The sequence below is a fragment of the Paenibacillus sp. 8b26 genome (genome assembly GCF_050626875.1).
GTDB lineage: Bacteria > Bacillota > Bacilli > Paenibacillales > Paenibacillaceae > Paenibacillus.
The window spans coordinates 612,745-638,052 of record NZ_CP192445.1 but is presented as its reverse complement, the minus strand read 5'-3'; the positions used below and the strand labels follow the sequence as shown (position 1 = coordinate 638,052).

Sequence of the window (25,308 nt, the reverse complement as noted above, 5' to 3'; positions counted from 1 at the left end):
ATATTTGTATGCAAGGATCACTGGGAATGAACGGATGTACAATAATATGTATAATGAACGTCAGACATGAATGAAAAGAGGACGGAAAGTGATGACCTACGACGTGAAAGCCCCTTACGATGTACATGTGGGATTTGGACCGATGTTTGAGCTGCTTAGCAGCTTGCATACCTTTATTTGCCGCAAGGCATACAAGAAGACGGATTTGTCATCCGGGTGGGCCGAGCAGGTACGTGGCAAGCTGTCGCCAGGTCTGTCCGAGCTGCTGGATTCCATGGAAATCAATGCAGACTGGAAGGTCATATACGGACTCGTCTGTATGCTTTCCGAAGAAGGGGGCAGTGACGAGGTTATAGATCGTCTGGAGAGCCGGACAGCACTGGAACTGCATGAGCAGGCATTAGCCTATGGTATCCCGTTATCTGAGGATATGGAGAAGCTCCGCAGTCTTGCTTTACGGCTGCTATCCGGTTGGTATGAGGAATACTTTCGCTATGCGGACGCTAACATTCTGATTGGGCTGGAACAGGAAGCCGGGCGGAGAAATAAGGAGAAGGATGTCTATAGCACTGCGGAATGGGTGGATCGTATAACTAATGGCTTCCAGTTTGAGCCTTCCGATGGACTGACGCGGATACTGCTGGTACCGCATTACCATTTTCAGCCGCTTAATATCATTTATCGGTTCGGGTCGCTCCTGCTGTGTCATTATTCAGCGGGCATTTATTTTCAGGAGGACGATTTTTTATCTCCACAGGAATACCGGATGATTCGAAGCTTAGGGGAGAAAAGCAGGCTTAAGATTTTAAAATATTTACACCAAAGCGATGCACCGCGCACCTTTATTGAAATTGTCCGTCACCTCAAGCTATCGAAGGGCATTACGCACGACCATATTTTCAAGCTGCGTGCCTCCGGCTTTATCCATGCCCACTTTGATAGCGAAACGTTGCTCGGCTATAGTTCAAGGCTTTCAGCGGTGAATGAAATACATAGCAGTATCCTTGGCTATATGGAACGGAAATAAGCTGCGGCGTACCCATAGACTTTAATACTTTAAACGAATAGACGTCGGTCACCTGGAGATGGAATCCAGATGATCCGGCGTTTTTTTTGTCTAAATACAAAAAAAAGTAGAGTTCTCCCTTTACAGAACCGCATTAGATTCCTATAATGGGATTTATCTTATTAATTACAACTTGTTTGATCGGAATTTAACTAATTAACGCGGGGGGATTATTTTGAAAAAAGGAATCATTCTACTAAGCAGTCTACTACTAGCAAGTTCAGCCTTACTAGCGGCTTGCTCCAGCGGTGGATCGGACAGCGCTAACAGCGCCACTCCGCAGAGTAATGATGCTGCACAGACGGCTGCTACTGCACAGCCTTTGACAAGTCTGGTACAGGCATCCGATTTGACCAAGCTGCCGGATGTGTCCAAAAAGAGAAGCGACACAATTATTGTCGGTCTGACCGACCCAGCTGGGGTGTTCACTCCTTATTTCAACCAAAGTGGCTATGACGGCAACGTGATTTCGCAGTTGTGGACTCCGCTGGTCACGGTAGATGAGAAAGGGCTTCCACTACCGAATCTGGCTAAGAGCTGGGATATCTCAAAGGATAATCTGACGTACACGTTTCATCTGGTTCCCGATACGAAATTCAGCGACGGTTCCCCTCTGACGGCAGAGGATGTGGCTTTTACATGGACGCTGATTTATGACAAAGCCTATGCCGGAGACAGCCCCATCCGCAAGCTGAACATCAAAGGCGGCAAGGCCTATACCGAGGGCAAAGCGAAACAAATTGACGGCATCAAGGTCATTGATCCGCAAACGATCTCGGTAACGCTGGAAAAGCCAAACGCGCTGGCGCTGACAACTCTGGGCTCCAATGTCTTGTCCAAAGCCTACTACGGCAAGGATTACAAGTTCGGACAACTGGATTACTTTAAAAACCTGCACGGTAGTCCTTTGGGCAATGGCGCTTACAAGCTGGAGAAATTCATTCCGGGGCAAGAGGTTCGACTGGAGGCCAATGAAAACTTCTTCAAAGGCAAACCGAAAACACAGCATTTTATCTACAAAACAGCGGAAGGCGATGCTTGGCAGTTTATTGAGACGGGCGATACCGACTTTGCCCAATTCACCACGACTCAGGAGAACATTGATAAACTGAAAGGGCTTGGCTTTTTGAACATTTTGCCTTATACCCCAAGCACTTACGGATATATTCAATTAAATCTGGAAAATGAAAAGCTTAAGGATAAAAAGGTTCGTCAGGCGCTAACTTATGGTCTGGATCGCAAAACCATTTATGTAGATGCAGCGCAGGGAGCAGGAGCAGTGGCTAACATTCCGTCTTCTCCAATTTTCTGGTCCTATACGACAGACGGGGTAAACCCGTACAATTATGACCCGGAAAAAGCGAAAAAGCTGCTGGATGAGGCGGGCTGGGTAGCAGGCAGTGACGGTGTCCGTGAGAAAAATGGTCAGAAGCTGACCATTCACATGCTGACCTCCAAACGCCCGGAAACAGACACATTTATTGCACTCGCGGCTGAAAATTACAAGGAGATTGGCGTTGATTTCCAACCGGAAATTTTTGCAGACTTTAATGCGATGGTCGCCAAGGTAGATGGTAAGGATTACGATATGGCTTCCTTCTCCACTCCGATGCTGACTGACCCATCTGATGGAATCGAGCAATTCGTGGATGGGGAAATCAAGGGGTATAACAATCCGAAGGTAAAAGAGCTGTATGAAAAAGGCTTGTCCACAACGAATATTGAGGAACGCAAGAAAATATATAAAGAGCTGTACTTGTTGCTTAACGACGAGCTGCCCGTCATTTTCACGAACTATAAGAAAACAGTGTATGCCTACAATGGCCGCATGGAACATGTAAAGGTCAGTCCGTTCATTGGCTTGTCCGGCAATCTGTTTGAATGGTCCCTTAAATAAATCCACGCTTGCGGGCCCCTTGTGAAGAATCGTCAGGTTCGGATCAAGGGGCCTCCCAAATGGGGGAAATGAAAGGAGTCTGTCATGAGCTCGTTTTTAACGAAAAGACTGACGTATATGGTCATTATTCTGTTGGCCGCTTCGATGATGATTTTTTTCCTGTACGCCATGACACCGGGAGATTTCATCAGCGGCGATCTCAAGCTGTCACCAGAGAGGAAGGCGGAGCTGAGGGAAATATATGGCCTGAACAAGCCTATTCTGGAGCGCTACGGAAGCTGGCTGTGGAATGCGCTGCATGGCAATTTTGGTTATTCACTTGCCCAGCAAAAGCCGGTGCTGACCTTGTTTAATGAATACATCTGGAACTCGTTTTTACTGGCGATTGTATCGACCTTCCTGACGTGGGTTATTGCTGTCATTATTGGTGTGGTTGCTGCTTATAAGCAGTATTCATGGTTCGATACCCTCGTTATGGTGGTGATTTTTGCCGCCATGTCTGTTCCATCCTTTTTTATCGGGCTGTATCTGATCAAGGTTGCAGCGGTCGATCTCAAATGGCTGCCGCCGGGCGGCATGCTCAATACGGGCAGTAACGCTACAGGCATGGAGTATGTGAAGGAGGTCGTTCAGCATATGGCCCTGCCGGTGACTGTCATGACACTGCTGGGACTGGGTTCGCTGACCCGTTATTTCCGCAGCAATATGATCGACGTGATCCAGCAGGACTATATCCGCACGGCTCGTGCGAAGGGCTTAAAGGAAAGAAAGGTACTTTTTACGCACGCGTTGAGAAATGCGTTGCTGCCTGCAATTACGCTGATTGGCTTCGAATTGCCCGCGTTGTTTGGCGGATCTCTTATTATTGAAAAGATTTTCAACTGGCCGGGAATTGGTCAGCTGTACATGCTATCCTTTTCGCTTCGGGATTACCCGCTGCTCATGGGCTTCACGATGCTGATTGCTATTTTGAGCGTCATGGGGACACTGCTGTCCGATATTCTGTATCGTATCGCGGACCCGCGTGTAAAGGTGTAAGGAGGGGGCTATGGAATGTCATCCGTTAGCAGTAATTTGAGCAAAAGCAGCGGCAGACTGCGAATAGCTGCAAAATCTTCAATGTGGCGGCAAGCGCTGCGGCAGTTGTTCAGAAACAAGCTGGCTATGGCCGGGCTGCTCGTCGTTGTTTTTATGTTTTTGCTCTGTTTTATCGGCCCGTTATTTTCTCCCTATGCCGATAACAAAACGAATATATTAATGATGAACAAGGCACCGAACATTCATCACTGGCTGGGAACGGATAAGCTGGGAAGGGATGTGCTGACCCGCGTGATGCAGGCAGGCCAAATTTCCCTCACCGTGGGATTGGCTTCTATGGTATTGTCTGTCTTTTTGGGAGCTACGCTGGGCGTCATATCGGCGTATTTTCGCGGAATTGCAGATCAGATCATTATGCGGATCGCTGATTTGCTGCTGACCATTCCGAGTTTGCCGCTGCTGTTCATTATGGGCGCACTGTTGTCTGACTGGAAGGTTCCGCCAGATCAACGTATGTATATCGTCATGCTGATGCTGAGTCTGGTCAATTGGCCGGGGATTGCGCGGATGGTGAGAGGCCAGATGCTTAGCTTGCGGGAGCGTGAATTTATGCAGGCTGCGACGGTGTTGGGGCTGTCGAACCGACGCAAGCTGTTCAAGCATCTATTTCCTAATATTATGCCATTACTGATTGTTATCGCCACTTTGAACATTGGCGGAGCTATCCTGAGTGAATCTGTACTTAGCTTCTTCGGCCTTGGCGTGCTACCTACAACACCGACTTGGGGCAACATGATTGATGCGGCCAACAATGTGCTGGATTTTCAACAGCGTCCGTGGATGTGGATACCGCCCGGCCTTTCTATTTTTGCTACGGTCATCGCCATTAATATTTTTGGTGACGGACTGCGGGACGTACTTGACCCGAAACATAAGAGGTAGGTGATCATACACCATGAACAATTTACTTTCGATTGAGCATTTAAGCACTCATTTTTATACCGAAGAAGGCACGGTCAAGGCGGTGGATGATGTCAGCTTCCGTGTGAAGCCGGGCGAGACGGTATGCATTGTCGGCGAATCAGGCTGTGGCAAAAGCATTACCGCGATGTCAATCATGGGCTTGATCCAGAGTCCCGGCGGTAAAGTGGCAGGCGGAAGTATTCGTTTTGAGGATACCGACCTGCTGGGACTTAGCAGAAATGAGATGCGCACGATTCGTGGTCATGAGATATCCATGATTTTTCAGGAGCCGATGTCCTCGCTGAATCCGGTCATGACCATTGGGGAACAGTTATCCGAGCCGCTAGTCGAGCATTTGAAAATGGGCCGCAAGGAAGCGCACAAGCGGGCGCTGGAGCTAATCGCACAGGTAGGCATTTCCCGACCTGAGCAGATTATGAAAAGCTATCCACATGAGCTGAGCGGTGGAATGCTACAGCGCATTATGATTGCCATTGCCGTGTCCTGCGGACCCAAGCTGCTCATTGCGGATGAGCCGACTACGGCGCTGGACGTGACGATACAGGCGCAGATCCTCGACATGCTGCGTGAATTCAAGGCCCAATCCAATATGTCGCTGATGCTGATCACCCATGATCTGGGCGTTGTTGCAGAAATGGCGGATTACGTGATTGTGATGTATGCAGGCAAGATTGTTGAGGAAGGCGAAGTGGTACAGCTATTTAATCATCCCAAGCATCCCTATACGCAAGGATTGCTGAAATCCAAGCCCGTGCTGAACCAGCGGCAAAAGGAGCTGTACTCCATCCCTGGACAAGTGCCTAATCCGCTGGAGCTCACCACATCCTGCTATTTTCATGACCGCTGCGGGCATTGCATGGACATATGCCGCGTGAAGGAGCCTGTATTAAAAGAAGTTTCAGCACAGCAGAAGGCATCCTGCTGGTTATATGAGGAGGCGGTTGTTCATGGCTGAGCCATTGCTGGAAATCGACCGCTTAAAAACGTATTTTCCGGTTAAGTCCGGGTTTATGAACCGTACCACAGGGCATGTGCGGGCGGTGGATGATATCAGCTTTACGATCCGTCAGGGGGAAACCTTCGGTCTGGTGGGCGAATCGGGGAGCGGCAAAAGCACTGTGGGCCGCACGATTGTCAGATTGACAGACAAGACGGATGGCACCATTAAATACAAAGGCGTCGATCTGCACAGCCTATCCGCAAAAGGGATGCAGGAGCTTCGCCCTAAAATCCAACTGATCTTTCAGGACCCGTACAGCTCGCTGAACCCACGCGTGCGCATCGGAGATGCCATCGGGGAGGCGCTGCTGGATCACGGTATAGCGACGAAGGAGGAGGTCCGGCAGATTGTGCTGGACGTGCTCAAGCTATGCGGATTGTCGGAGTATCATATTGACCGTTTTCCGCATGAATTTTCGGGAGGGCAGCGCCAACGGATAGGCATTGCCCGCGCGCTGGCGCTCCAGCCGGATCTGATCATCGCAGATGAGCCAGTATCGGCGCTGGACGTGTCCATTCAGGCGCAGATTATTAACCTGTTCTCCAAGTTGCAGGCCGAGCGGGGGCTGACGTATTTGTTCATCTCGCATGATTTGAGCGTGGTGGAGCATCTGTGTTCTCGCATAGGAGTGATGTATCTAGGCTCCATGGTCGAAACGGCTTCGCGTGACGAGCTGTTCGGGAATCCGCTTCATCCGTATACGAAGGCGCTGCTGTCGGCTGTACCGATCCCGGTGCCGAAGCTAAAAAGAGAGCGGATTTTGCTCAAAGGGGATATCCCAAGTCCGGTTAATCCACCTTCCGGCTGCAAGTTCCATACCCGCTGTCCCTTTGCGATTGACCGCTGTTCCAAGGAAGTACCTCTCTATCGTGAGGCTCGACCAGATCATTGGGTGGCTTGCCATTTGGCTGAATGAAGAGGGTTAAACAGCAACTTTTAAAGCTGTCGAAACAGTAGACCGTTCACCACAATGAAACGGTTCTGCTGTTTCAACGGCTTTTTAATATTGGAGATTCAATTTTAGGTCTACTACAATCGATCAAACAGAAAATGATATTCTCCGGACGGTTGATTAGGGCATATACACAAAATGTAAAATAAAGCTCTATTTTTTAGGTTTTCGTGTCATTCACACAATTTCTACACACTTTCTTTTTACAATAACTCAGATTAAAGAACTCAAAAGGAAGGAAGAGATGAATGAAAAGATGCGGAATCTTCATTGTGATTATTGGACTCCTCACGTTTGCCAGCACAGCCTTGGCAGATGAGGGGACGAAACACGATGGGCATGGAGAAGGAGGGCACATGGCGGTACAAGAACTACAGAACCCGGTAAAAGAAGAAATAACTTCTGAGATGCAGATGGATGATACCAATTCGCACAGTATGACCATGGAGGAACATCAAAACATGGATATGGGCACCAGTGAAGATGACCCTAATAAATCTGTGGAAAGTGGTGGACATAGCGGACACGGCGAGGAAGTAGTAGAGACACCTCCCAATATTCCAGTATTGAGTACATTTGCAAGCATTATGTTGGCATTTATCCTCTATGGAGCCTTTCGTAAATGGTTACTGAAGAAGGGGCGTGCTCAAGCATGATAAACCCGGCAAATAAAACGCAGCAGTTGAGCACCCCACCTGAAAAAAAGAAATATAACTTCTTGGATATTCCGTTTGTAAAAGCCTTTATTAAGAGTCGATGGTATCCTGGGATTTTCCAGTGGACGGCTATGATCGTATTTTCTGTTATTGTATATGAACTGGTTGCCGGGACGGTCAACCCCAGTCGAAATTTTGGAACTTCATTGACGTGGGTGCTGTGGTGGCCGGCCATTCCAATTATTTTTCTGGTATTGGGTCGTTTCTGGTGCGCAGTCTGTCCTTTCGGTAAAATCAGTGACATTGTTCGAAAGCTGGTCGGCAGCGAAAGGCCGATGCCGAAGTTTTTAAAGAAATATGGAATATGGATGATTGATATTTTTTTCATCATGATTACATGGTCAGATCACATTTGGGGGATCATTGAATCGCCGCGCGGTTCCGGATATCTGCTTCTTGTTCTGACGACGATGGTTGTCGGTACTTCCGTATTTTTCGAAAGAAGAACCTTTTGTAAAACACTTTGCTTTCTCGGAGGATTAGCGGGCAACTATTCCCGTTCAGGTATGTTGGAGCTTCGGGGAACACCTGACGTTTGCAAAACCTGCAAGACACAATCCTGTTTTAAAGGTAACGGCAAGACAGAAGGATGTCCAATGTTTCAATTTGTCCGTACAATGGATGACAGTGCGGATTGTAACCTTTGCGGAAACTGCGTGAAGTCATGCCCTAACAATTCCATCCGTATTACCCCGAGAACGCCGACTGCAGAGCTGTGGGGAATCAAAAAACCAAAAGCTGAGCATGCATTTTTGGCAGCGGTTATTATGGGGATCGTTTTTGTACAGAATCTTACGATGTTAGGAATTTGGCAAGATATTTTAAAAGTAATTAGCAAGATCACACAAACTACCTACTACCCGGTGAATTTTACGGTTGCTTTTGTGGTTTCCATGATGATTCCAATCGCCATGCTGTGGGGGACAGCGAAATTAACTGCCCGCAAAGAAACATTCGAGAAAGTGAAAGAGAATTTCGTACGTTTTGGTTACGCCGTTATTCCGCTTGACTTGGCTGGTCACTTGGCGCATAATCTTTTCCACGTGTTCACGGAAGGAAAAGCCATTTGGTTCAATACGGGTAATTTGTTTGGCTATAAATTAACTGGAGACCTGGCATTGGCTTCTGTGGGTACTGTACAGCTTATGCAGTATCTTGTTATTCTACTGGGTCTTGTCGGTTCAGCTTATACCGTTTATCGCATAGGGAATAGGGCTTCCTGGAAAAAGTTGCTGCCTTATTATGCTCTAATGATTTTGTTGGCAGTAATCAATATTTACCTGTTCTCTTTACCAATGAACCACCGGGTATAGCTCCTGATAACAAAACAGCCAGCCTTCCTCGTACCACGGGTCGGCTGGCTGCTTTGTTTGCCAAAGCATAATTGTTTCCGAACAGATTAATCCATAAAATTAAGATCTTAGAGTTACAACTCTTGATGAAACATGTCATCTAGTACTGGCCGGACACTTGTCGGATCTTGGACCGATAATGTCACTGCAACCGATTGGAAAAGAGGCTCTGGAAGCATGTTTCTTGCACTTTCCAAATTTGAGCAAACGATCAAGTCAGTCGTTTTAATCATGGCCTGCTCCTGAATAATCTGACCGTCTTTAAATTGAATCTGGTTATTTACTGATTTTTGTACCAGGATGTTTGTTTTGGGTGTCATAAAGATTTCGATAAGAATAGTGGGGTAGACAACTCCGTTAAAATTCGGATTGCTCACATAATCGTAAGGATCGTTTCTCGTTTCGTTAGTGTGCAAGCCGTTTGACAAACAGTTTCTTTACCTCTTGGTTCTTAGGAAATTCAAAAACGGTCTCTGTGTAGCCATGCGTATCCAGCACACATCTGTTAACATAGCTTCGTAAGGCCTGATTAATTATTTCTGAAATCACGCTACTCTTCCCATGCCCGGTTTCAAGGGCTTTATGCAGCAAGGTGCGATCTACATTCAATTCGTTAAATAAAGATGGATCTTCGGTCACACTGTTACCTCCCTAAAACATAATGTTGAAGCTTGTTATTAAAGTAACGGAAAATTATAGAGAAACCATGTGTTTTTTGTGGTCTTTTTGTGAATGTACGATACGATCTAAAGAACCAACTTTTAGGCTTTAGTAAGAAAAGGAGGACAGCATGAAATGGAATAAGGTTTATTTAAAACTCAGTCTCACCATGTTTAGTTTGTTCCTTGTGATTTTGGTTTTGCTTAGTATTGTCATCAACCAGTTATTCAGCAACTTCTATACCAAAAAAGCACATGAGGAAGCAAATGAGTTAGCTTTACACTTATCCATTATGCTCCAGGATCAAATCTATGCTGTAGAAACGATGGCCGAGTTCTCCGAAGTTAACATTCGTGTAGTGAATGAGCAAGGTCAATTTCTTGACATGTCCGCCTCTACAGAACAGAAAAAGATTCAGGATTGGCCGGACGTGTGGGAAAATACACGATTACTCCAGGGAAAGCAAATTGAAAAAGAGTTTACTGCAGGTGATCAGCTATATTTATTGCATGGTATCCCGGTTAACAGTTCGGAAAATCCTGCGATCAAGGGGATTTATGTCGTTAGTTCATTAGAAAATATGAAAGAATCAATCCGCTCTGTTCGTTATCTCATCGGTTTTGCAGGTTTTGGTACATTGCTACTGGCGCTCGGTTGTATTTTTATTCTCGCCAAAAAGCTATCCGCTCCATTAGTAGAGATGGAAGCGGCTACTCGAAGTATAGCAAAAGGGGAATTGGAAGTACGTCTTCCCGTCCGTTCCCATGACGAAGTAGGCTCATTGTCCGGAGCGATTAATGACTTGGCCATGGAGCTCAAACGATATCGTGATACACGCTCAGAATTTTTTGCGAATGTCTCTCACGAGCTTCGAACTCCAGTCACTTATTTAGAAGGATATGCGAATGTCTTAGCCAAAGGACTTGTGGATCGTGAAGAAGAAAAACAACAATATTTACACATTATAGCCGATGAGGCTCATCGATTAACGGTGATCATTAACGATTTGTTCGAGCTTGCCAAAATGGAGGAAGGGAAAATTACATTCCATTTGGAATCCGTTGATTTAAGGCGGGCTATTGAAAAGTCGGTAAATAAGGTAAGGATAAAAGCGGAGCAAAAGGGATTACAATTGGTATCCGCTCTGGAAACGATACCATTATGTCTTGTCGACCCTGTCCGCTTGGAGCAGGTGATTTTAAACTTACTCGATAATGCCATAGGCTATACAGCAGAGGGGACGATCCAACTCACTTTACAGCAAGAGAATGGATTCGGGGTCATTATGATCTCCGATTCAGGGTCAGGGATTCCTCCGGATGAGCTTCCTTACATTTTTGAGCGGTTCTACAGGGTGGAAAAGTCTCGATCTCGGGAACTTGGAGGTACGGGGCTTGGCCTTGCCATTGTCCAAAAATTGGTGCAGTTACAAGGAGGAACGATTGAGGTAGAGAGTGCATTGGCACGGGGAACCGTCTTTCGTTTGTCTTTTCCCACGATATAGAGAAAGATGCCCAACACAAAAGCCAGACTTCCTTCTCAGGAAATCCGGTTTTTGTGTTGGGCTAAATTTGCTTTATTCAGGAGTATTGATCAAGCCCGAATCAGGTTGAAATGTATTTAGAAAATCTTTATATTTCAGGTCCGTCACCATACCAGCGGAGGCATGATGTAAGTCGTGGCAGTGAAACATCCAATCACCGGGGTTATTTGCTGCAAACGCTACGACGTATTCTTCTCCGGGTTTAATGTTTAGAGTGTCCTTATATATGGGAGAACCTTTAAGCGGCTTTCCGTTTTTGCTTAGGACTTGAAACGTGTGACCGTGCAAATGCATAGGATGGTCATCGGTTGCAGATGTATTTACAAAATGGACCTTCACCTTATCCCCAGATTTTACGGAAAGCGGCTCCGTGTTGGGGTACAGCTTGTTATTGATCGTGTATACCTGTTTTCCTTGCTGTTCACGGGTTCCCAGATTCATGGTGTAACTTACATCATAAGCATCATTCAACGAAAACCGTCCTTCTTGCGATTTTCCGTAGTTTGTTAGATCTACTGTAGGCAGCTTTGTTAATGGATTGGGTTGATCATTTGTTTCCTGATCATTTGTGTATTGAATCCGTTGCTTCATGTTCGAAATCATTGAGCCGGAACCATGCTCTTCCAAGTACCACGTTCCCGGGTTATCGGCCTGAAATTCAATATCCACCCGTTCACCGGGGGCTATCGAAATCAGCTTGTCTTTAATCCACTCAGGATTAGAGGTAGGATTGCCATCGGTAGCAATGATACGGTAACGATGTCCATGCAAATGAAGCGAATGACTCAAATACCCGGCGTTAATCAAGCGTAGACGAACGGTGTCTCCTTGGGTGACTTGCAGCGGCTGCGAACCATCATAAGTTTTGCCGTTTATCGTATAGAGATCATACATACTCATATCATGTCCCGGCTGAGTAGATGTATTAAGTTCACTTTGTTCACTTGGACCGGTTTCGGTTGAGGAATGATCCATGCCGTGCATGCTCATGTTCATGTTCTTCATGCCTGCATGATCACGCTCCGAGCTTGAACTCATCCATTCATCCAACATTAACGTATAATCCCGATCCGCTTTCACCAGTTCATCCTCCACAATAAAGGAACCATAAAGCCCCTTATCAACTTGATTGGCGCTGTCCTGATGAGAATGATACCAGTACGTGCCGGGAACCGTCGCTTTAAAGGTATAAGTAAAGCTCTTGCCTGGAGCAATCGCATTTTGCGTGACCCCCGGAACACCATCCATCTTAAAAGGTAAAGGATATCCATGAATATGCAAAGAGATGGGCTCTGATAGCTGATTTTTCACGGTAATATTTACGGTTTTTCCTTTTTTAATTCGGATTTGGGGGCCTGGTACTGAGTTATTGAACGTCCAAACCGGGAGGGACGTTCCTTTTTCTACTTCCAGGTTACTGGCCTCGGCCGTCAAGGTTGCCAGTTCACCATTTAGTTCAGTGGGCTTAACGGTTTGTTTTAACGATACTGCTTTAGACGTAGTTTCTTTAGATAAAGCAACTGTAGGTTTAACGTCCTTAGCTGTTGAACAACCAGCCAAGATGCTACTGAGCACAAATATACCCAGGATTGTCTTCCCAAGTAAGGCTTTATTCATGACACTTTTCCTCCTTCTATTATTAATAAGACGCATTATAGGTCACAATCATGTGGAAAGTATGAAGTTACCACAAATTTTAATTATAAGAATTTCCTCATAAAAAACACACAATTGAGGGCTATATTCAAGACATCCAGAGAGGAGGGATCAGCATGGATTGGAGTTGGTTGCTTGTGCTTGCGTGCCCTATCATGATGATTTTTATGATGTTTGGCATGAAAGGACACCATGGTCATGGTAAAAGAACGGAGGTACAAGATTCGGTAAGCAGATCAGAGTATGAGGTACTTGTTAAGGAAAACCAGGCAATACAGAAGCAATTAAATCAGATACATGAGAAGGTTAATGGATAATAGCCACTGTAGCATAGAAGAAAATAGAAAAAATGAGATGAAATGGAGCGCATAATAGATGAAAAAGAAATACTGGTTGCTTGCGGCAATGATCACATTGTCAATGATTGGAGTTACTCTGGTGAGTCAATGGAACATAAGTCAAGGTAAAGGGAATGAAACAACGCAGTCGGTTAAGGTTGACCAGGCAGATGAACATGGGCATACGTCAAACGTTACGATGAGTATGATAAAACAAAATGGAGGTATGCACGCATCCATGAGTAAAGATATGGACATGGAGGGGATGATGGATAATCAGAAGAATATGCAAAAAATGATGGAAGGCAAGAAAGGAGCAGAAATGTTGAAGCAGTGTCAAGAAGATATGAAATCATCTAAAAATGCAAAATCAGGAGTATAACCTCAAATGGATACTTGTTCTCATGTTTGTTATGCTGATGTAGGGACAACGACTACACTAAGGTAGGGGAATAGGCGTGAGTCAGTTAAGAGTGCTTGTGATCGATGACGAATGGAATATGCGAAATCTTCTTCGAATTTATTTAAGTAAAGAAGGGTTTCACGTAACCGAATCATCTAACGGGAGTGAAGGTTTGAAGGCTTTTCGGAGCCAAACGCATGATGTTGTTTTATTAGACATTATGATGCCGGACATGGACGGATGGCAGGTTTGCAAGAAAATGCGAGAAATTGCGCCTGTTCCAATACTCATGCTAACCGCTCGGGGCGAGGTCAAGGACAAGGTACAGGGGCTTGGCATAGGGGCGGACGATTATGTCGTGAAGCCTGTGGACCCGGAAGAACTTATTGCCCGAATTTATGCATTGTTGCGACGCTCCAGCCATCAAGCCCATGCTGTGGTCAGGGAGCAGAAGCTTATGTTCCCGGATTTGACCATATATCTGGAACGGCGGCAAGTGGTGGTGCTGAACGAAAACATCGACTTAACACAAAAGGAGTATGATATTTTACAATTATTAGCCCAGCACCCGCAACGTACGTTCTCACGGGACGCTATCGTTGAACGCTTATGGGGGACCGATTTTTTTGGGGAAAATCGTGTAATTGATACTCATATCAAAAACATCCGAGAAAAATTGCAACTTGTTGGACTGTCTTATAACCCTATAAAAACGGTTTGGGGAGTAGGCTACAAATGGGATGATTCGTCTTATTAGCTTGTTTTAAAGTATAGAGGTGAATGATGAATAAATCGGATTGGACAATTGCTGTCTCCATAATCTTCGTCGGCTTGTCCTGCATGATCATGTCAGCAACGGCGTATGCACCAAATCCGATGTTATCCTACTTTAGAATAATGCTGAAATTAGCAGTGGTCGCCGGCATCCTGATGTCTTTGTTTTGGCTCTCATACTTATGGTTGAATAAAAGAAAAAAATAAGACAAAAACATGCTCCAAATTCTGAGGAGCATGTTTTTTTAGCTGGCAAACACGTCATAAGCCATTTCGTATCACTTAGGATTAAGATAACTGATGTTGCCTAATCCATACCACCCAGACAAAGAGCTCTCTGGAGGAATATATTATAGTTTGTATTGATTCTCCCCGGATGGTTAGGTAAAATATGGACGGGTTAAAAATAATACATAACAAAAGATTACATAATGTGGCGATATCAGATTATGTATCCCTCAGGAGGAAAGCTACAGGATGGTTGAGCAGCAGAAAAAGGATTCATTTTGGAGTCTGGTGAAAAAGGGGAACAAATCCTCGGGCTCGGCGGCGCTGGGTAATACCGGCATTGCGCTAATTAAGGGGATTGCTTTTGCCCTGACAGGCAGCGGTTCCATGTTTGCCACGATGATGCATTCGATTGCAGATGCGGTGAACCAGGTGTTTGTATTCGCGGGCAGCGTGCTGGCAGAGAAAAAGCCGACAAAGCGCTTTCCTACCGGTTTTGGACGGGTGATTAACCTGTTTTGTATGGTCGCTGTTATTGTCGTAACGATCATGGCCTATGAAACCGCGTTGGAAGGCATCCATTTGTTGCAGCATCCGGCTGAATCCACGCATGGATTTTGGATTAATGTGGTGGTCCTGATTTTGTCTCTGGTGGTTGACGGTTTTGTATGGAGCAAAGCGATGAAGGAAGTGCTGCATGAATCCAGAGTTGAGGCGAAAGGGTTCGGCATTTTCACCTCTGCGTTTCGCAATGTGGGACGTGCTGCACCGCCAACTCGTCTGGTATTTTATGAGGATCTGGTAGCAACAACGGGTGGTGTGCTTGCTCTGCTGGCTGTTGTGGTCACCTCGCTGACAGATTTTAAACTGCTTGACGGAATATCGAGTATTCTCATCGGCTGTCTTATGGTAGGCGTTGCGTTTCGGGTCGGCTACGACAATATGGTGGGCTTGATTGGGGTATCTGCTCCCCCTGATATCGAAGAACACGTGGCTTCCATTATTCTTGCAGATACGCATGTGACGGATATTTACCAAATGCGTATTTTGCAGGAGGGACGCTATTATCACGTAGAAGGGCTGATCGAGCTTACACCGGGAATGACACTGGCAGATGCGGACGATATCAAATTCAGAGTCGAGGATGCTTTGTTACGTGATCCTAATATCTCAGACGCCGCGCTTGGTATTCTGGAGGATGACGGAATTAAAAACTGGAAACCAGAAAAGCCAAAGGTCTAGAAACGATAAATCCAGGCCAATCTGGACTCAGTCTGGCAAAAGAGTAGAACAAGAACTTCCATGACTACAGCAACGTGGCGTGGAGGTTCTTTTGTGTTTTGCGGTATTGTTTTTCTACCCCTTTGAATTTAGGGTGATTGTTAGATACAATGAAAGCGTTAACAAAAAAGAAGCCGAAATGAATGTGTCTCATGGGGAGGAAATACAAATGAGTCTTCTGAAGGAGGCTTGGCCTGCTTCGCGGCTCGTCACGGTGCTGGCTGGCGGCTCGCAGAATGCAGCAAGGCGACGGTTAAGGCGTGAGTGGACAAAAAGGCTGCGGGCCACTGTCTCTGAGCCGATATATACCGGGCTTTGGAAGGATATTGAGCGTGTCTGTGAGAATAACCGGGAAACATCATGGCCGACGCTTCCGTTGACTCTGTTCAGGCAATTTGCGAATACAGGGGAGCGCAAGCCGTATGAGGATGTGTACTTTGAACGGCGTGGACGACTGGTTGCCCTCGTGCTGGCAGCCGTTGCCGAGCCAGATCCTTGGCGGATCAAAGAGGTGGAACGCGGTCTGCTGGACATCTGTAGGGAGTATACATGGGCACTTCCTGCACATGTCAGGGAAGAGGATACGGTCACGCCGCCCTGGCAGCAGGTGGATTTATTCGCTTCCGAAACCGCGCAAACGCTGGCTGAAATCATACTGCTGCTCGGCGAGCAACTGGATAGCCATGTGGTCGCTCAGGTGCGCGGTGAGGTAGAACGGCGTGTTGTAGAACCTGTATTTTGGGAGCCGCGTCACTTTCCATGGGAAACAGCGGATCACAACTGGGCGGCTGTATGCGCTTCCGGCTGTGGAATCGCCGTGTTGCTGTTATCAGAAGATAATCCGCGCCAAGCTGCGGCTATTGAGAAAATGCTAGGTGCGCTGGATTGCTTTCTTGCAGGGTACAAAGAGGACGGCGGCTGTCCCGAGGGTGTCGGCTACTGGGTGTACGGCTTCGGCTATTTTATTTATTTTGCCGATATGCTGGGTGAGCTTACCGAAGGTGCTGTGGATATCCTCAGCTCGGAAAAGATTAGGCAAATAGCGGCCTTTGCGGAGCGGGTTCATTTATCGGACGGCGTTTTCGCCAATTATTCGGACAGCAGCGAAACCGAATGTGTTCCTTCCGGACTCATCTCTCGTGTGAATGCTTTGCAGGGACGACCGTCCACACTGCCTTTCCGCGTACCGGGTCTGCTGGAGGACCCTTGCCGTCGTTGGGCGCATGTATTCCGCAATCTGGTCTGGACGGATCCTTTGGCCTTTGGGAACAGTGAGGCTGTAGTCGATTATTTGCCACAACTCGGGTGGTTGGTGTGCCGCAGTCACAGCCACAGCATATCTGGAATCCCGACAGTTGAACAGGGCACGATATTTGCCTTTTCATCTAAGGGTGGACATAACGATGAACCGCACAATCATAATGATCTGGGACATTTTATCCTTCATGGCGGTGGTGAAAATCTGCTGTGTGATCTGGGAGCCGGCTTATATACGAAAGCCTATTTCTCACCGGGGCGAGAGTCGATCACCAACATTTCTTCCGGTGGTCATTCTGTGCCTGTCATTAACGGGACCATGCAGCAATCAGGTGCGGAGGCGCAGGCGGTTGTGCTGGATATTGCCTTGGAAGAGCAAGGGGCGGTATTGGCGGGGGCGAGGCTGAAGCTGGATTTGACATCTGCGTATCCCGTAGAAGAATTGGCGCTGTTCACCCGCTCATTTGTCTGGAATGTATTGGAGGGAAACGAGGGGGCGAGGCTTACCGTCACAGATCATTTTGAGTTTGTAGTGTCTTCCGACGGGAGCATACAGCCGTGGGATGTGCAAGAGAACTTGATCAGCCGTATTCAGCCTTACACGGGCACGGGCTTCGTGGAATGGAAGGGAGCGAATACATTGGTCAGGCTGGATTATGATGCCAGGTTGCTGTGTATGGAGGTAGAGGCTGTGCAGCATATGGATCATGACGGGGTACCGTTTGTGTTTTACAAAACATCGTTAAGCCTGGTCCCGGATCGCTGTGGCGGCACTACAAGCGTGGATTGCGAGCTATTTTTTACCATAAATCAATCTTCATTTTGAATGGGAGGCAGACAGGATGAATAAGCTGCATACAGGCAGCGTGTATCCTTGGCAGACGGAGCTGGAGGAATTTATAGTGCAGTTGGATGAACAGTTGGAAAACGGGCTGAATCGAGTGGAGGACGGCTGGACTCACCAACGTAAGCTTGCCATGCTGGAAAAGCTGGTTCGTGCTTATACTCCGCATCAGGATGAAAATGGGGCCATTATCGACCCTCATTCTGATAGTGAACGGTATTACTCGACTCCATCCTATGCTTTGGCAGCGGCGGTACTGGTCAAAGAAGGTCGGCATGACTTGCTCGAATCCGCTGCTGCGGCTCTAACACACAGCATAGCATGTGTGGTGGAGGAAAGGGCCCCGGATCACCATCCGGACTTTTTTCCGATCATGATAATGGGGGCGTATCGGCTGCTCAAAAACCTGCTGCCAGAGCAGGCCACAGCATGGAAGCAGCAGTTGAGCCAGATTCAGCCGGAAGATACCTACATTTTTACGATGAGCAAAATGAAAAATCCGAATCGTATGATCAACTGGAACGCAATTATGATGTCCGGTGAGTTTATGCGTGCGGCGGAAGGAATTGCCGCGGATTCGGAATGGATGGAGACGTATATCCGTAGTTATCATTTGCCTCGATTTACCGGATTGGGATTGTATCAGGATGGTCCGCTGGACCGGCCCAATAGCCCGTTTGCCTACGATATCGTCACACGCTTTCATCTGGGCGTGATGCTGGAGGCGGGATATGATGGCGGGTGTGCCCCTGAGCTGCGCGGCCATCTTCGCAAGGGGGCGCTCAGTTCGTTGCTGGCGTTATCCCCACACGGGGAAATTCCGCCGCGTGGAAGAAGCGCGCAGCATCAGTGGAATGAAGCGGCGGCGGCCTTCGTTTTCACGACACATGCGCAGCAGGCTTTTGCAGCGGGCGAGCATGGGCTGGCAGGCGCATTCCAGCGGGCAGCGGATCTGTGCTGGCAGGCAATTGGCCGCTGGCAGACCGACGAAGGCAAGCTGCATATCGTCCGCAACCATTATTCGTCCGAGGCGCGGCATGGCTTCGAGGTGTATTCGAACCATACCTGCTACAGCCTGTGGACGGCTGCTGCACTGGCTTATACACTTCTGCACGGAGCAGATTTGGAGCGCATTTCACCATGCTCAATTCCGGCGGAAATCGGCAGCCGAGTGCTGGAAACGGACGGCTGGTTCCAGACCGTCGTTGCGACCGTAGATGGGCAGCAAATGCTTGTGCAGACATCGGTCAATGACCCGTACAATATTCCTGGCATTGTGCGTATTCAGCGTTCCACGTTGCCTCCGCTCATCGGTCCGTCCTCGGCAGGGCATGCAGACCGTGGCTTTACAGGCTTTGCGGAAGGGGAAATTTTCCCGCTCAGCTATACCCCGGCCTGGCAAACGGAGGATGGGAAATGGCACAGCCTGTCGGAAGGCATTCCCGGCACGCTGGAGTTCGACCGAGATGGAGGTATTGATCCGTTGGACGGTGGGGGATCGGTACAGATGGAGCAAAGCACCACATCTGATGGAGAGACTGATTTTACGTTGTTGTGGAAGGGTCCGTTTCCGGGCGTGTGGGAAATTCGAACGCAATATCGGCAGGTACCCGGCAAAATTGAAGTGACATATGAGCTTCAAGGCAATATTCAGGCTGTGGGGGCACTTATTCCTTTAATGGCGTATGACGGCCAGGAACGCAGTGTCATTCACCATGTCATGTCGTCAGGTGAAGAAAAGGAAAGTATTCGGGTGGAATATGCAGGTGCGAGTCTGGAGGTTATTCCAGCAACGAAAGGAACGAATGTCGTGTGGCCAGAAGAACTGGCTTCTGTGGCCTGTCGGAATGGTTTGCTCAAGGGAGCACGTCTGGAATGCGAGGGTAGCCATATTTCTTTTATCATTCATTTGCCAGCATAAATAAGGGCCGGAACAATAGAGTTTTTAACATGTGGAAAAGGGAGAGTGAAGAGCAATGACTGAAACGGAAGCATGGCTGGAACAATCGTGGGAGCTGGCTTTGGATAAAACGCTTGCCTTGGCGGCAAGACTGGGGAACGCCTTTCCACATGTTGCAGAAGGTGGACGTTATGATCATCGTGAGGAAGAGTGGTGGACGGCAGGCTTTTATCCGGGTTTGCTGTGGCTGGTAAATCGGGCACGTCCTGACAGCGGAGCTGCCAGCATTGCACAGCAGTGCGAGGATCGTCTGGAAAAGGTGCTCTACAACAGTGAAGCCGTAGACCATGATCTTGGCTTTATTTGGCTGTTGAGCGGTGTGGCAGCCCATCGGTTGACTGGAGATCCAGAATCCAGAAGACGTGGGCTGTTAGCCGCTAACCTGCTGGCTGCGCGTTTTAACGTGAATGGCCGTTTTATTCGCGCGTGGAATTTCCACGCCAAGGACATGGATACGCGGGGCGTAGCGATTATAGACTGTATGATGAATCTGCCCTTACTCTATTGGGCTTCGCAGGAAAGCGGGGACCCGCGTTTTGCCGCTCTGGCTGTACAGCATGCCGATACCGTAGCGCGTGAGTTTGTACGTGCTGACGGTTCGATTGCGCATGTGGTCGAGTTCGACCCGGAGATTGGAAAAAAACGCGCCGAGCACGGCGGACAGGGATTTGCACCCGGCTCTGCCTGGGCACGTGGCACTGCATGGGCTTTGTACGGTTTTACGCTTTCGTACGGGTACACGCGCGATTCGCGTTATTTGAAGGTAGCCGAGAACACGGCAGACTTTTTCCTGTCCCAACTGGGCGATGCTTGCCTGCCTGTGTGGGATTTTAGAGCGGAGGAGGGGCACCGTGAAGCTTGGGATTCATCTGCTGCGGCTATTGCGGCGAGTGGTCTGCTGGAGCTGGCAAAATATTCGACGCGTGCGGAGCATTTTACGACGGCAGCAGAATCCATTCTCAAGGGCTTGCATGAGACATGTACAGCATGGGAGCAGGATCATGAGGGACTGCTCATGAATGGAACTGTACATTATCCCGAGCAAAAATACATTAACGTTCCCATCATCTACGGCGATTATTTCTTTGTCGAGGCACTGGCAAAACTGCGTGGAGAAGAAGGCTTGTTTAGTGTGTAATTCGGGATTATCGGGGAATCGGGATGCGGAAAATCTACGGCAGGCCGGACTATTATTTGCGTAGGTGCCTTGTAGGGCCGATGAAGGCAGCGTGTGTGTAATCTTCAATTACATATACGCTGTTTTTTATAACCGAAATAGCTGATTGCAATTCGATGCTAAAGAACTACTTCTAGTAGAAGAGAGGGGATAGCTTTGTTTAGCTCATACTAAATCAGAGGGAAAATATTAAAGATAAGCTCTTAGCTCTTATAAAATTTTTCATTTTAATGCATGGATATAGGTCCTGTTGCTTATTTATGAAAATTTATTCGTAAATTGACAAATGGGGTAGGCATCCGTATGATAACTTCTTGGATAAAGGGATAAATTGGGTTTTAAATCTCATTTAAAAAGGAGTTATGCATCACCATGGAAACAACGAACGATAGTGAAAAACAGATATACGGAGGGTTTTGGAAAAGGACGGCTGCGTTTGTGATTGATCTGATCATTGTAACTGTAATGGCTCTTTTAGTAGCGGGAATATTTTCCATAATTCCAGTCCTTCTAGACATGGAGGAGGTTGGCTTCATAAAAGCATTACATATGTTGTGGCCGCTGATCCTATGGCTTATAGTGCCGTGGCTGTATTGTGTGTTGTGGGAGTCATCGAATGCTCAAGCAACACCAGGCAAGCTTGCGTTTTCTCTAATTGTCGTGAACGAGGAAGGAAAGCGTCTTGGATTCATGCACGCCTCCGGGCGTTATTGGATTAAAGCTACTTCTGGTGTATTTGTTCATATTATTTACATCGTTGTTGCTTTTACTGCAAAAAAACAGGGACTACACGATCTTTGTGCCAAAACCTTGGTTGTGAATAAAAAAGAGCTGCAACGACATGAACAGCATCCGTCTTTATCCCCGGTATCTACGAATATCATGAATTGATGAACAGCGAAATTTGGAAAACGATTCCTGGGACAAATTCCGGATTTGATGAAGCAAAAGTAAACAAGAGACCAGCTAGTTGCCTGAGAAGCATTAGCCGGTTTCTTTGTTTTACATTTTGCCAGGGAAACTTTCCTTGGTTCCTATCTCTCTATTAGCTCTCTGGCACAAAATTCTAATCTTAAAAAGGTTTAGACAATCCAAGAATCCCACGGCAACAGCGATCGTAAGATCAAATCCTACGCGCATCGCCTTCACACAGCCGACCACCCATGCCCTTTCTTTTACAGAGAAATCTCTTCCTTTTCACGTCGAAATAAAAAAATGTAAGCTGTTCGCACAGTTTCCATGTTCTTTTTAGCTTGTTTTGCGTTATAATGAAAGGATGCACATTATGAACGAATTGGAGGCACAGCCCGATTGACTACTTATCCTTTTGCCTTTGATCCGTCCAAGCCGTTTATTGAGCAGGCAAGTGACTGGATTGCGGATGTATTTTATGAAGTTTTGCCTGAAGTCGGCTTTGAGGTTCGGGATGAACAAATTTATATGGCATTCCAGTTGGAACGTGCCTATAAGGAAAAGAAAACGATTTTCGCGGAAGCAGGTGTGGGCACAGGCAAAACGCTGGTGTACCTCCTGTACGCTATTGCATATGCCCGGTACATGAGAAAGCCCGCGATTATCGCCTGTGCGGACGAGTCGCTGATTGAACAACTGGTGAAGCCGGAGGGAGATATCGCCAAGCTGGCGCGGCATTTGAGCCTGACGATTGATGCCCGACTGGGTAAGTCGCCGGATCAGTATATTTGTCTGAACAAGCTGGATAATGTACGAAGCGGATTGGATGATGACGCGGATGTGTTCCGTGATATCTATCAGGATCTGCCGGATTTTGTCCATTTTCCGGATACGCTACAGGCCTTTACCCCTTACGGGAACCGCAAAGAGTATCCCGAGCTAACGGACGGACAGTGGAGCAGACTGGGCTGGGATGTATTTCAAGATTGTCTCGTTTGCCATCAGCGGCATCGTTGTGGACAGACGTTGTCCCGCGATCATTATCGCAAAGCGGCAGATCTGGTTATTTGCTCTCATGACTTTTATATGGAGCATGTATGGACCTATGAGGCGAGAAAGCGTGAGGGCCAGCTGCCATTACTGCCGGAGCACAGCTCTGTCGTCTTTGACGAAGGGCATCTGCTGGAGACAGCGGCGCAGAATGCACTCACTTATAAGCTGAAGCACGCTCAATTCGAGGCCATTATTACCCGTCTGCTAGAGGGGGAAGTGCGAGAATCGCTGGCAATGACGATTGAAGATGCGATAACCCAAAGTGAGGTTTTGTTCGCTGCGCTCGATGAGAACAGTCAGCCTGTACAGGGTTCTAATCGCAAGGAGTTTACCTTGAGTGAGTCGCTGATTCGAGAGGTAAACCGCTTTGGCGATCTGATCGGCACGATTGAAGAAGAGCTTGTATTTGAAAGCGGGTTATTCTCTCTGGATGAGTACCAGGTCAAAATCGTGGAAGAACATCTGGAAATGATTCAGACGGCGTTGGCCTTGTTTAAGCGCCCGGAACTCCTGATTTCGTGGGTAATAGAGGATCAGGATGGATTAACGCTTGTGGTTATGCCCAAGATGGTAAAAGAGATTCTCAAAGAACGGGTATTTGCACAGCATATACCGATTGTATTCTCCTCAGCCACACTTTCCGTGGAGAACTCCTTTGATTATATGGCGCAAAGTCTAGGTATTGAGAATCCGCTCACGTTTTCCGTTGCATCACCGTATGATTACAACGACCAGATGCAAGCGGCCTTGTATCCATTGCAGGTGGGGCATGATCCAATCCAGAGAGCGTTGGCCCTGCTGGAGAAATCGCAGGGAAGAGCGCTTATCCTGTTTCCATCACAGGAGGAGCTGGTTGCATTCAGAACGGGTCTCGCGGCTTACCGTGAAGCGTCTGCTTTTCGTTTTCTATATGAAGGATCGGCTGAAATCAGCCATCTGATCTCATCTTTCCAAAATGATGAGGAAAGCGTCTTGTGTGCTGTTACGTTATGGGAAGGACTGGATATTCCGGGCCCGTCCCTGTCGCACGTCATTATCTGGTCGCTGCCTTTTCCTCCGAATGATCCGGTTTTTACGGCACTGCGCAAGGATGCGACAGATCCGTTTATGGAAATAGATATGCCTCACATGGCGCTCAGACTCAGACAAGGCATCGGGCGATTAATTCGCTCGCGAAATGATCGGGGCTGGATCTCCATCATGGGCCAGGATCTGAACCGCCAAGAAGTACGTACACAGGTTTTACAACTACTGCCTGCGGGCGTAGAATGCACTGTAATCGAAGGAAATCCGGAGGGAATGAAGACATGTTAAATTTTACATCGTACACGGTAGATCAGATTAAAGACGCTTTTGGTATTTTGAGTGGGCAGCGTTATGAATTTATAATTGATGTAGAGGTTGAAGAGGACGACGAGCTCTACACCGAAAACGGGCTGTATATTCGCACCCTTTATTTAGTAGATGAAGAGAAAACAGGAATATTGAAATACGAGCTGATTGAAAAAGTAACGAACCGTTACATCGAGCTTGAATTGGAAGAGGATGAGTTGCAGGCTGTTGAGAGCTTCTGCAAAGAGCATGTGCAGGACGGAGCCGTAAAGTAACCAAATAGAACGCTTGGGTGTGATAGCCCCCGTATAACGAAGTATGTAAAGGAGTCCTGATGTAATTGATCAGGCTCCTTTTTTCATGCTCATTCCAGAAATATTCGTCTGTCTCAGCGCAGTTTGTCCCACACATTCACCATAAACAGCACAACCCCGGCCGCCAGTAGTACCCACCCTATGATGATCAAAATTCTAATATCAGGCACCCTATACTGTTTCCCTGCAATCGCTAATACTAATAACGGAAGGCCGATATTATGCAGCCAAAAATGGGCGCGTGCCAGTGCGGTAACCGAAAGCGCAGGAAAGGCGACATAGACCAAACCTATCATTCCGAGAGCCATCCAACCGAGCAAATGAATATGAGACTGAACGCTGGACAGGCTGTAATCGCCCGACACGCCAATAATCATATTAAGCAGCGCACCGAGGGCAAAATACACAGCAGCTATTTTAATGAATTGCTTTCCCATATGAAATCCTCCTTATGATTATAGCCATTGTGTAACACACCATCTATCTTATCGGGGAGGGAGACCAAGGGTGTGGGTGTTGTGAAGGATGTCATTTGACAAATACTTTAAATACACATAAAATCTTATTGCGT

General features: G+C 47.3%; 23 protein-coding genes. 19 read left to right on the top strand and 4 right to left on the bottom strand.

The features are described from left to right. The first annotated feature begins 91 nt into the window (after nucleotides 1–91). From ACQ4MX_RS02550 to ACQ4MX_RS02515, 8 genes are all read left to right on the top strand, one after another. A complete protein-coding gene (locus ACQ4MX_RS02550; RefSeq protein WP_431089171.1) occupies nucleotides 92–1,027 on the top strand; it encodes an ArsR family transcriptional regulator in 936 nt (311 codons plus the stop codon). 214 nt (nucleotides 1,028–1,241) lie between these two features. Next, on the top strand, nucleotides 1,242–2,963 hold the full coding sequence (locus ACQ4MX_RS02545; protein ID WP_431089169.1) for an ABC transporter substrate-binding protein: 1,722 nt from the start codon (nucleotides 1,242–1,244) through the stop codon (nucleotides 2,961–2,963). 84 nt (nucleotides 2,964–3,047) lie between these two features. After that, the gene (locus tag ACQ4MX_RS02540) at nucleotides 3,048–4,001 is read left to right on the top strand and encodes an ABC transporter permease (RefSeq protein ID WP_149094120.1); all 954 of its coding nucleotides are present in this window, start codon (nucleotides 3,048–3,050) and stop codon (nucleotides 3,999–4,001) included. Nucleotides 4,002–4,016: 15 nt separating this feature from the next. Continuing rightward, a complete protein-coding gene (opp4C, locus tag ACQ4MX_RS02535) occupies nucleotides 4,017–4,943 on the top strand; it encodes an oligopeptide ABC transporter permease (protein ID WP_192512448.1) in 927 nt (308 codons plus the stop codon). 13 nt (nucleotides 4,944–4,956) lie between these two features. Then, nucleotides 4,957–5,940, top strand: coding sequence for an ABC transporter ATP-binding protein (locus tag ACQ4MX_RS02530; protein WP_431089167.1), 984 nt, complete (start codon nucleotides 4,957–4,959; stop codon nucleotides 5,938–5,940). Then, complete coding sequence (locus ACQ4MX_RS02525; RefSeq protein WP_431089166.1) at nucleotides 5,933–6,901, top strand: ABC transporter ATP-binding protein; 969 nt, start codon at nucleotides 5,933–5,935, stop codon at nucleotides 6,899–6,901. Before ACQ4MX_RS02530 ends, ACQ4MX_RS02525 begins: the two co-directional genes overlap by 8 nt. Nucleotides 6,902–7,185: 284 nt before the next feature. Then, nucleotides 7,186–7,593 (top strand): hypothetical protein, encoded by a 408-nt coding sequence (locus tag ACQ4MX_RS02520; protein ID WP_431089164.1) that lies wholly within the window; start codon nucleotides 7,186–7,188, stop codon nucleotides 7,591–7,593. Then, nucleotides 7,590–8,966, top strand: a complete 1,377-nt coding sequence (locus ACQ4MX_RS02515; protein ID WP_431089163.1) for a 4Fe-4S binding protein — start codon at nucleotides 7,590–7,592, stop codon at nucleotides 8,964–8,966. Before ACQ4MX_RS02520 ends, ACQ4MX_RS02515 begins: the two co-directional genes overlap by 4 nt. A 113-nt stretch (nucleotides 8,967–9,079) precedes the next feature. Here ACQ4MX_RS02515 and ACQ4MX_RS02510 read toward each other — a convergent pair whose 3' ends face one another. Together ACQ4MX_RS02510 and ACQ4MX_RS02505 are read right to left on the bottom strand one after the other, a co-directional pair. Beyond that, complete coding sequence (locus ACQ4MX_RS02510) at nucleotides 9,080–9,433, bottom strand: hypothetical protein (protein ID WP_431089162.1); 354 nt, start codon at nucleotides 9,431–9,433, stop codon at nucleotides 9,080–9,082. Continuing rightward, complete coding sequence (locus tag ACQ4MX_RS02505; protein WP_431089161.1) at nucleotides 9,411–9,644, bottom strand: hypothetical protein; 234 nt, start codon at nucleotides 9,642–9,644, stop codon at nucleotides 9,411–9,413. The genes ACQ4MX_RS02510 and ACQ4MX_RS02505 overlap by 23 nt, the downstream gene beginning before the upstream one ends. Nucleotides 9,645–9,795: 151 nt before the next feature. On the opposite strand from ACQ4MX_RS02505, the gene ACQ4MX_RS02500 reads away from it, so the two are divergent. Continuing rightward, complete coding sequence (locus ACQ4MX_RS02500; RefSeq protein ID WP_431089160.1) at nucleotides 9,796–11,169, top strand: ATP-binding protein; 1,374 nt, start codon at nucleotides 9,796–9,798, stop codon at nucleotides 11,167–11,169. A gap of 72 nt (nucleotides 11,170–11,241) precedes the next feature. On the opposite strand, the gene ACQ4MX_RS02495 is transcribed toward ACQ4MX_RS02500, so the two are convergent. Continuing rightward, nucleotides 11,242–12,825, bottom strand: a complete 1,584-nt coding sequence (locus ACQ4MX_RS02495) for a multicopper oxidase family protein (RefSeq protein WP_431089158.1) — start codon at nucleotides 12,823–12,825, stop codon at nucleotides 11,242–11,244. 155 nt (nucleotides 12,826–12,980) lie between these two features. Between ACQ4MX_RS02495 and ACQ4MX_RS02490 the strand changes: the two genes are divergently transcribed. The 10 genes from ACQ4MX_RS02490 (at nucleotide 12,981) to ACQ4MX_RS02445 (ending at nucleotide 24,698) form a co-directional block, all read left to right on the top strand. Next, nucleotides 12,981–13,181, top strand: coding sequence for a DUF2933 domain-containing protein (locus ACQ4MX_RS02490; RefSeq protein ID WP_431089157.1), 201 nt, complete (start codon nucleotides 12,981–12,983; stop codon nucleotides 13,179–13,181). Nucleotides 13,182–13,239: 58 nt separating this feature from the next. Continuing rightward, nucleotides 13,240–13,584, top strand: a complete 345-nt coding sequence (locus tag ACQ4MX_RS02485; protein ID WP_431089156.1) for a hypothetical protein — start codon at nucleotides 13,240–13,242, stop codon at nucleotides 13,582–13,584. 76 nt (nucleotides 13,585–13,660) lie between these two features. Next, nucleotides 13,661–14,362, top strand: a complete 702-nt coding sequence (locus ACQ4MX_RS02480) for a response regulator transcription factor (RefSeq protein ID WP_431089154.1) — start codon at nucleotides 13,661–13,663, stop codon at nucleotides 14,360–14,362. A gap of 494 nt (nucleotides 14,363–14,856) precedes the next feature. Further along, complete coding sequence (locus tag ACQ4MX_RS02475; protein WP_431089153.1) at nucleotides 14,857–15,849, top strand: cation diffusion facilitator family transporter; 993 nt, start codon at nucleotides 14,857–14,859, stop codon at nucleotides 15,847–15,849. 208 nt (nucleotides 15,850–16,057) lie between these two features. Further along, nucleotides 16,058–17,971 carry a hypothetical protein gene (locus tag ACQ4MX_RS02470; RefSeq protein ID WP_431089151.1) on the top strand — a complete coding sequence of 638 codons (1,914 nt, stop codon included), beginning with the start codon at nucleotides 16,058–16,060 and terminating at the stop codon, nucleotides 17,969–17,971. 16 nt (nucleotides 17,972–17,987) lie between these two features. After that, the gene (locus ACQ4MX_RS02465; RefSeq protein WP_431089150.1) at nucleotides 17,988–19,910 is read left to right on the top strand and encodes a glycosyl hydrolase; all 1,923 of its coding nucleotides are present in this window, start codon (nucleotides 17,988–17,990) and stop codon (nucleotides 19,908–19,910) included. Between the two features lie 55 nt (nucleotides 19,911–19,965). Then, nucleotides 19,966–21,087: a glycoside hydrolase family 88 protein gene (locus tag ACQ4MX_RS02460; protein ID WP_431089148.1), complete on the top strand. Its 1,122-nt coding sequence runs from the start codon at nucleotides 19,966–19,968 to the stop codon at nucleotides 21,085–21,087. A 411-nt stretch (nucleotides 21,088–21,498) separates the two neighbouring features. Further along, the gene (locus ACQ4MX_RS02455) at nucleotides 21,499–22,017 is read left to right on the top strand and encodes an RDD family protein (RefSeq protein WP_431089147.1); all 519 of its coding nucleotides are present in this window, start codon (nucleotides 21,499–21,501) and stop codon (nucleotides 22,015–22,017) included. Nucleotides 22,018–22,437: 420 nt separating this feature from the next. Further along, the gene (locus tag ACQ4MX_RS02450) at nucleotides 22,438–24,405 is read left to right on the top strand and encodes an ATP-dependent DNA helicase (RefSeq protein WP_431089146.1); all 1,968 of its coding nucleotides are present in this window, start codon (nucleotides 22,438–22,440) and stop codon (nucleotides 24,403–24,405) included. After that, complete coding sequence (locus ACQ4MX_RS02445) at nucleotides 24,399–24,698, top strand: DUF6509 family protein (protein WP_134909852.1); 300 nt, start codon at nucleotides 24,399–24,401, stop codon at nucleotides 24,696–24,698. Before ACQ4MX_RS02450 ends, ACQ4MX_RS02445 begins: the two co-directional genes overlap by 7 nt. 113 nt (nucleotides 24,699–24,811) lie before the next feature. On the opposite strand, the gene ACQ4MX_RS02440 is transcribed toward ACQ4MX_RS02445, so the two are convergent. Further along, nucleotides 24,812–25,174, bottom strand: a complete 363-nt coding sequence (locus ACQ4MX_RS02440) for a hypothetical protein (protein ID WP_431089145.1) — start codon at nucleotides 25,172–25,174, stop codon at nucleotides 24,812–24,814. Between the last annotated feature and the right edge of the window lie 134 nt (nucleotides 25,175–25,308).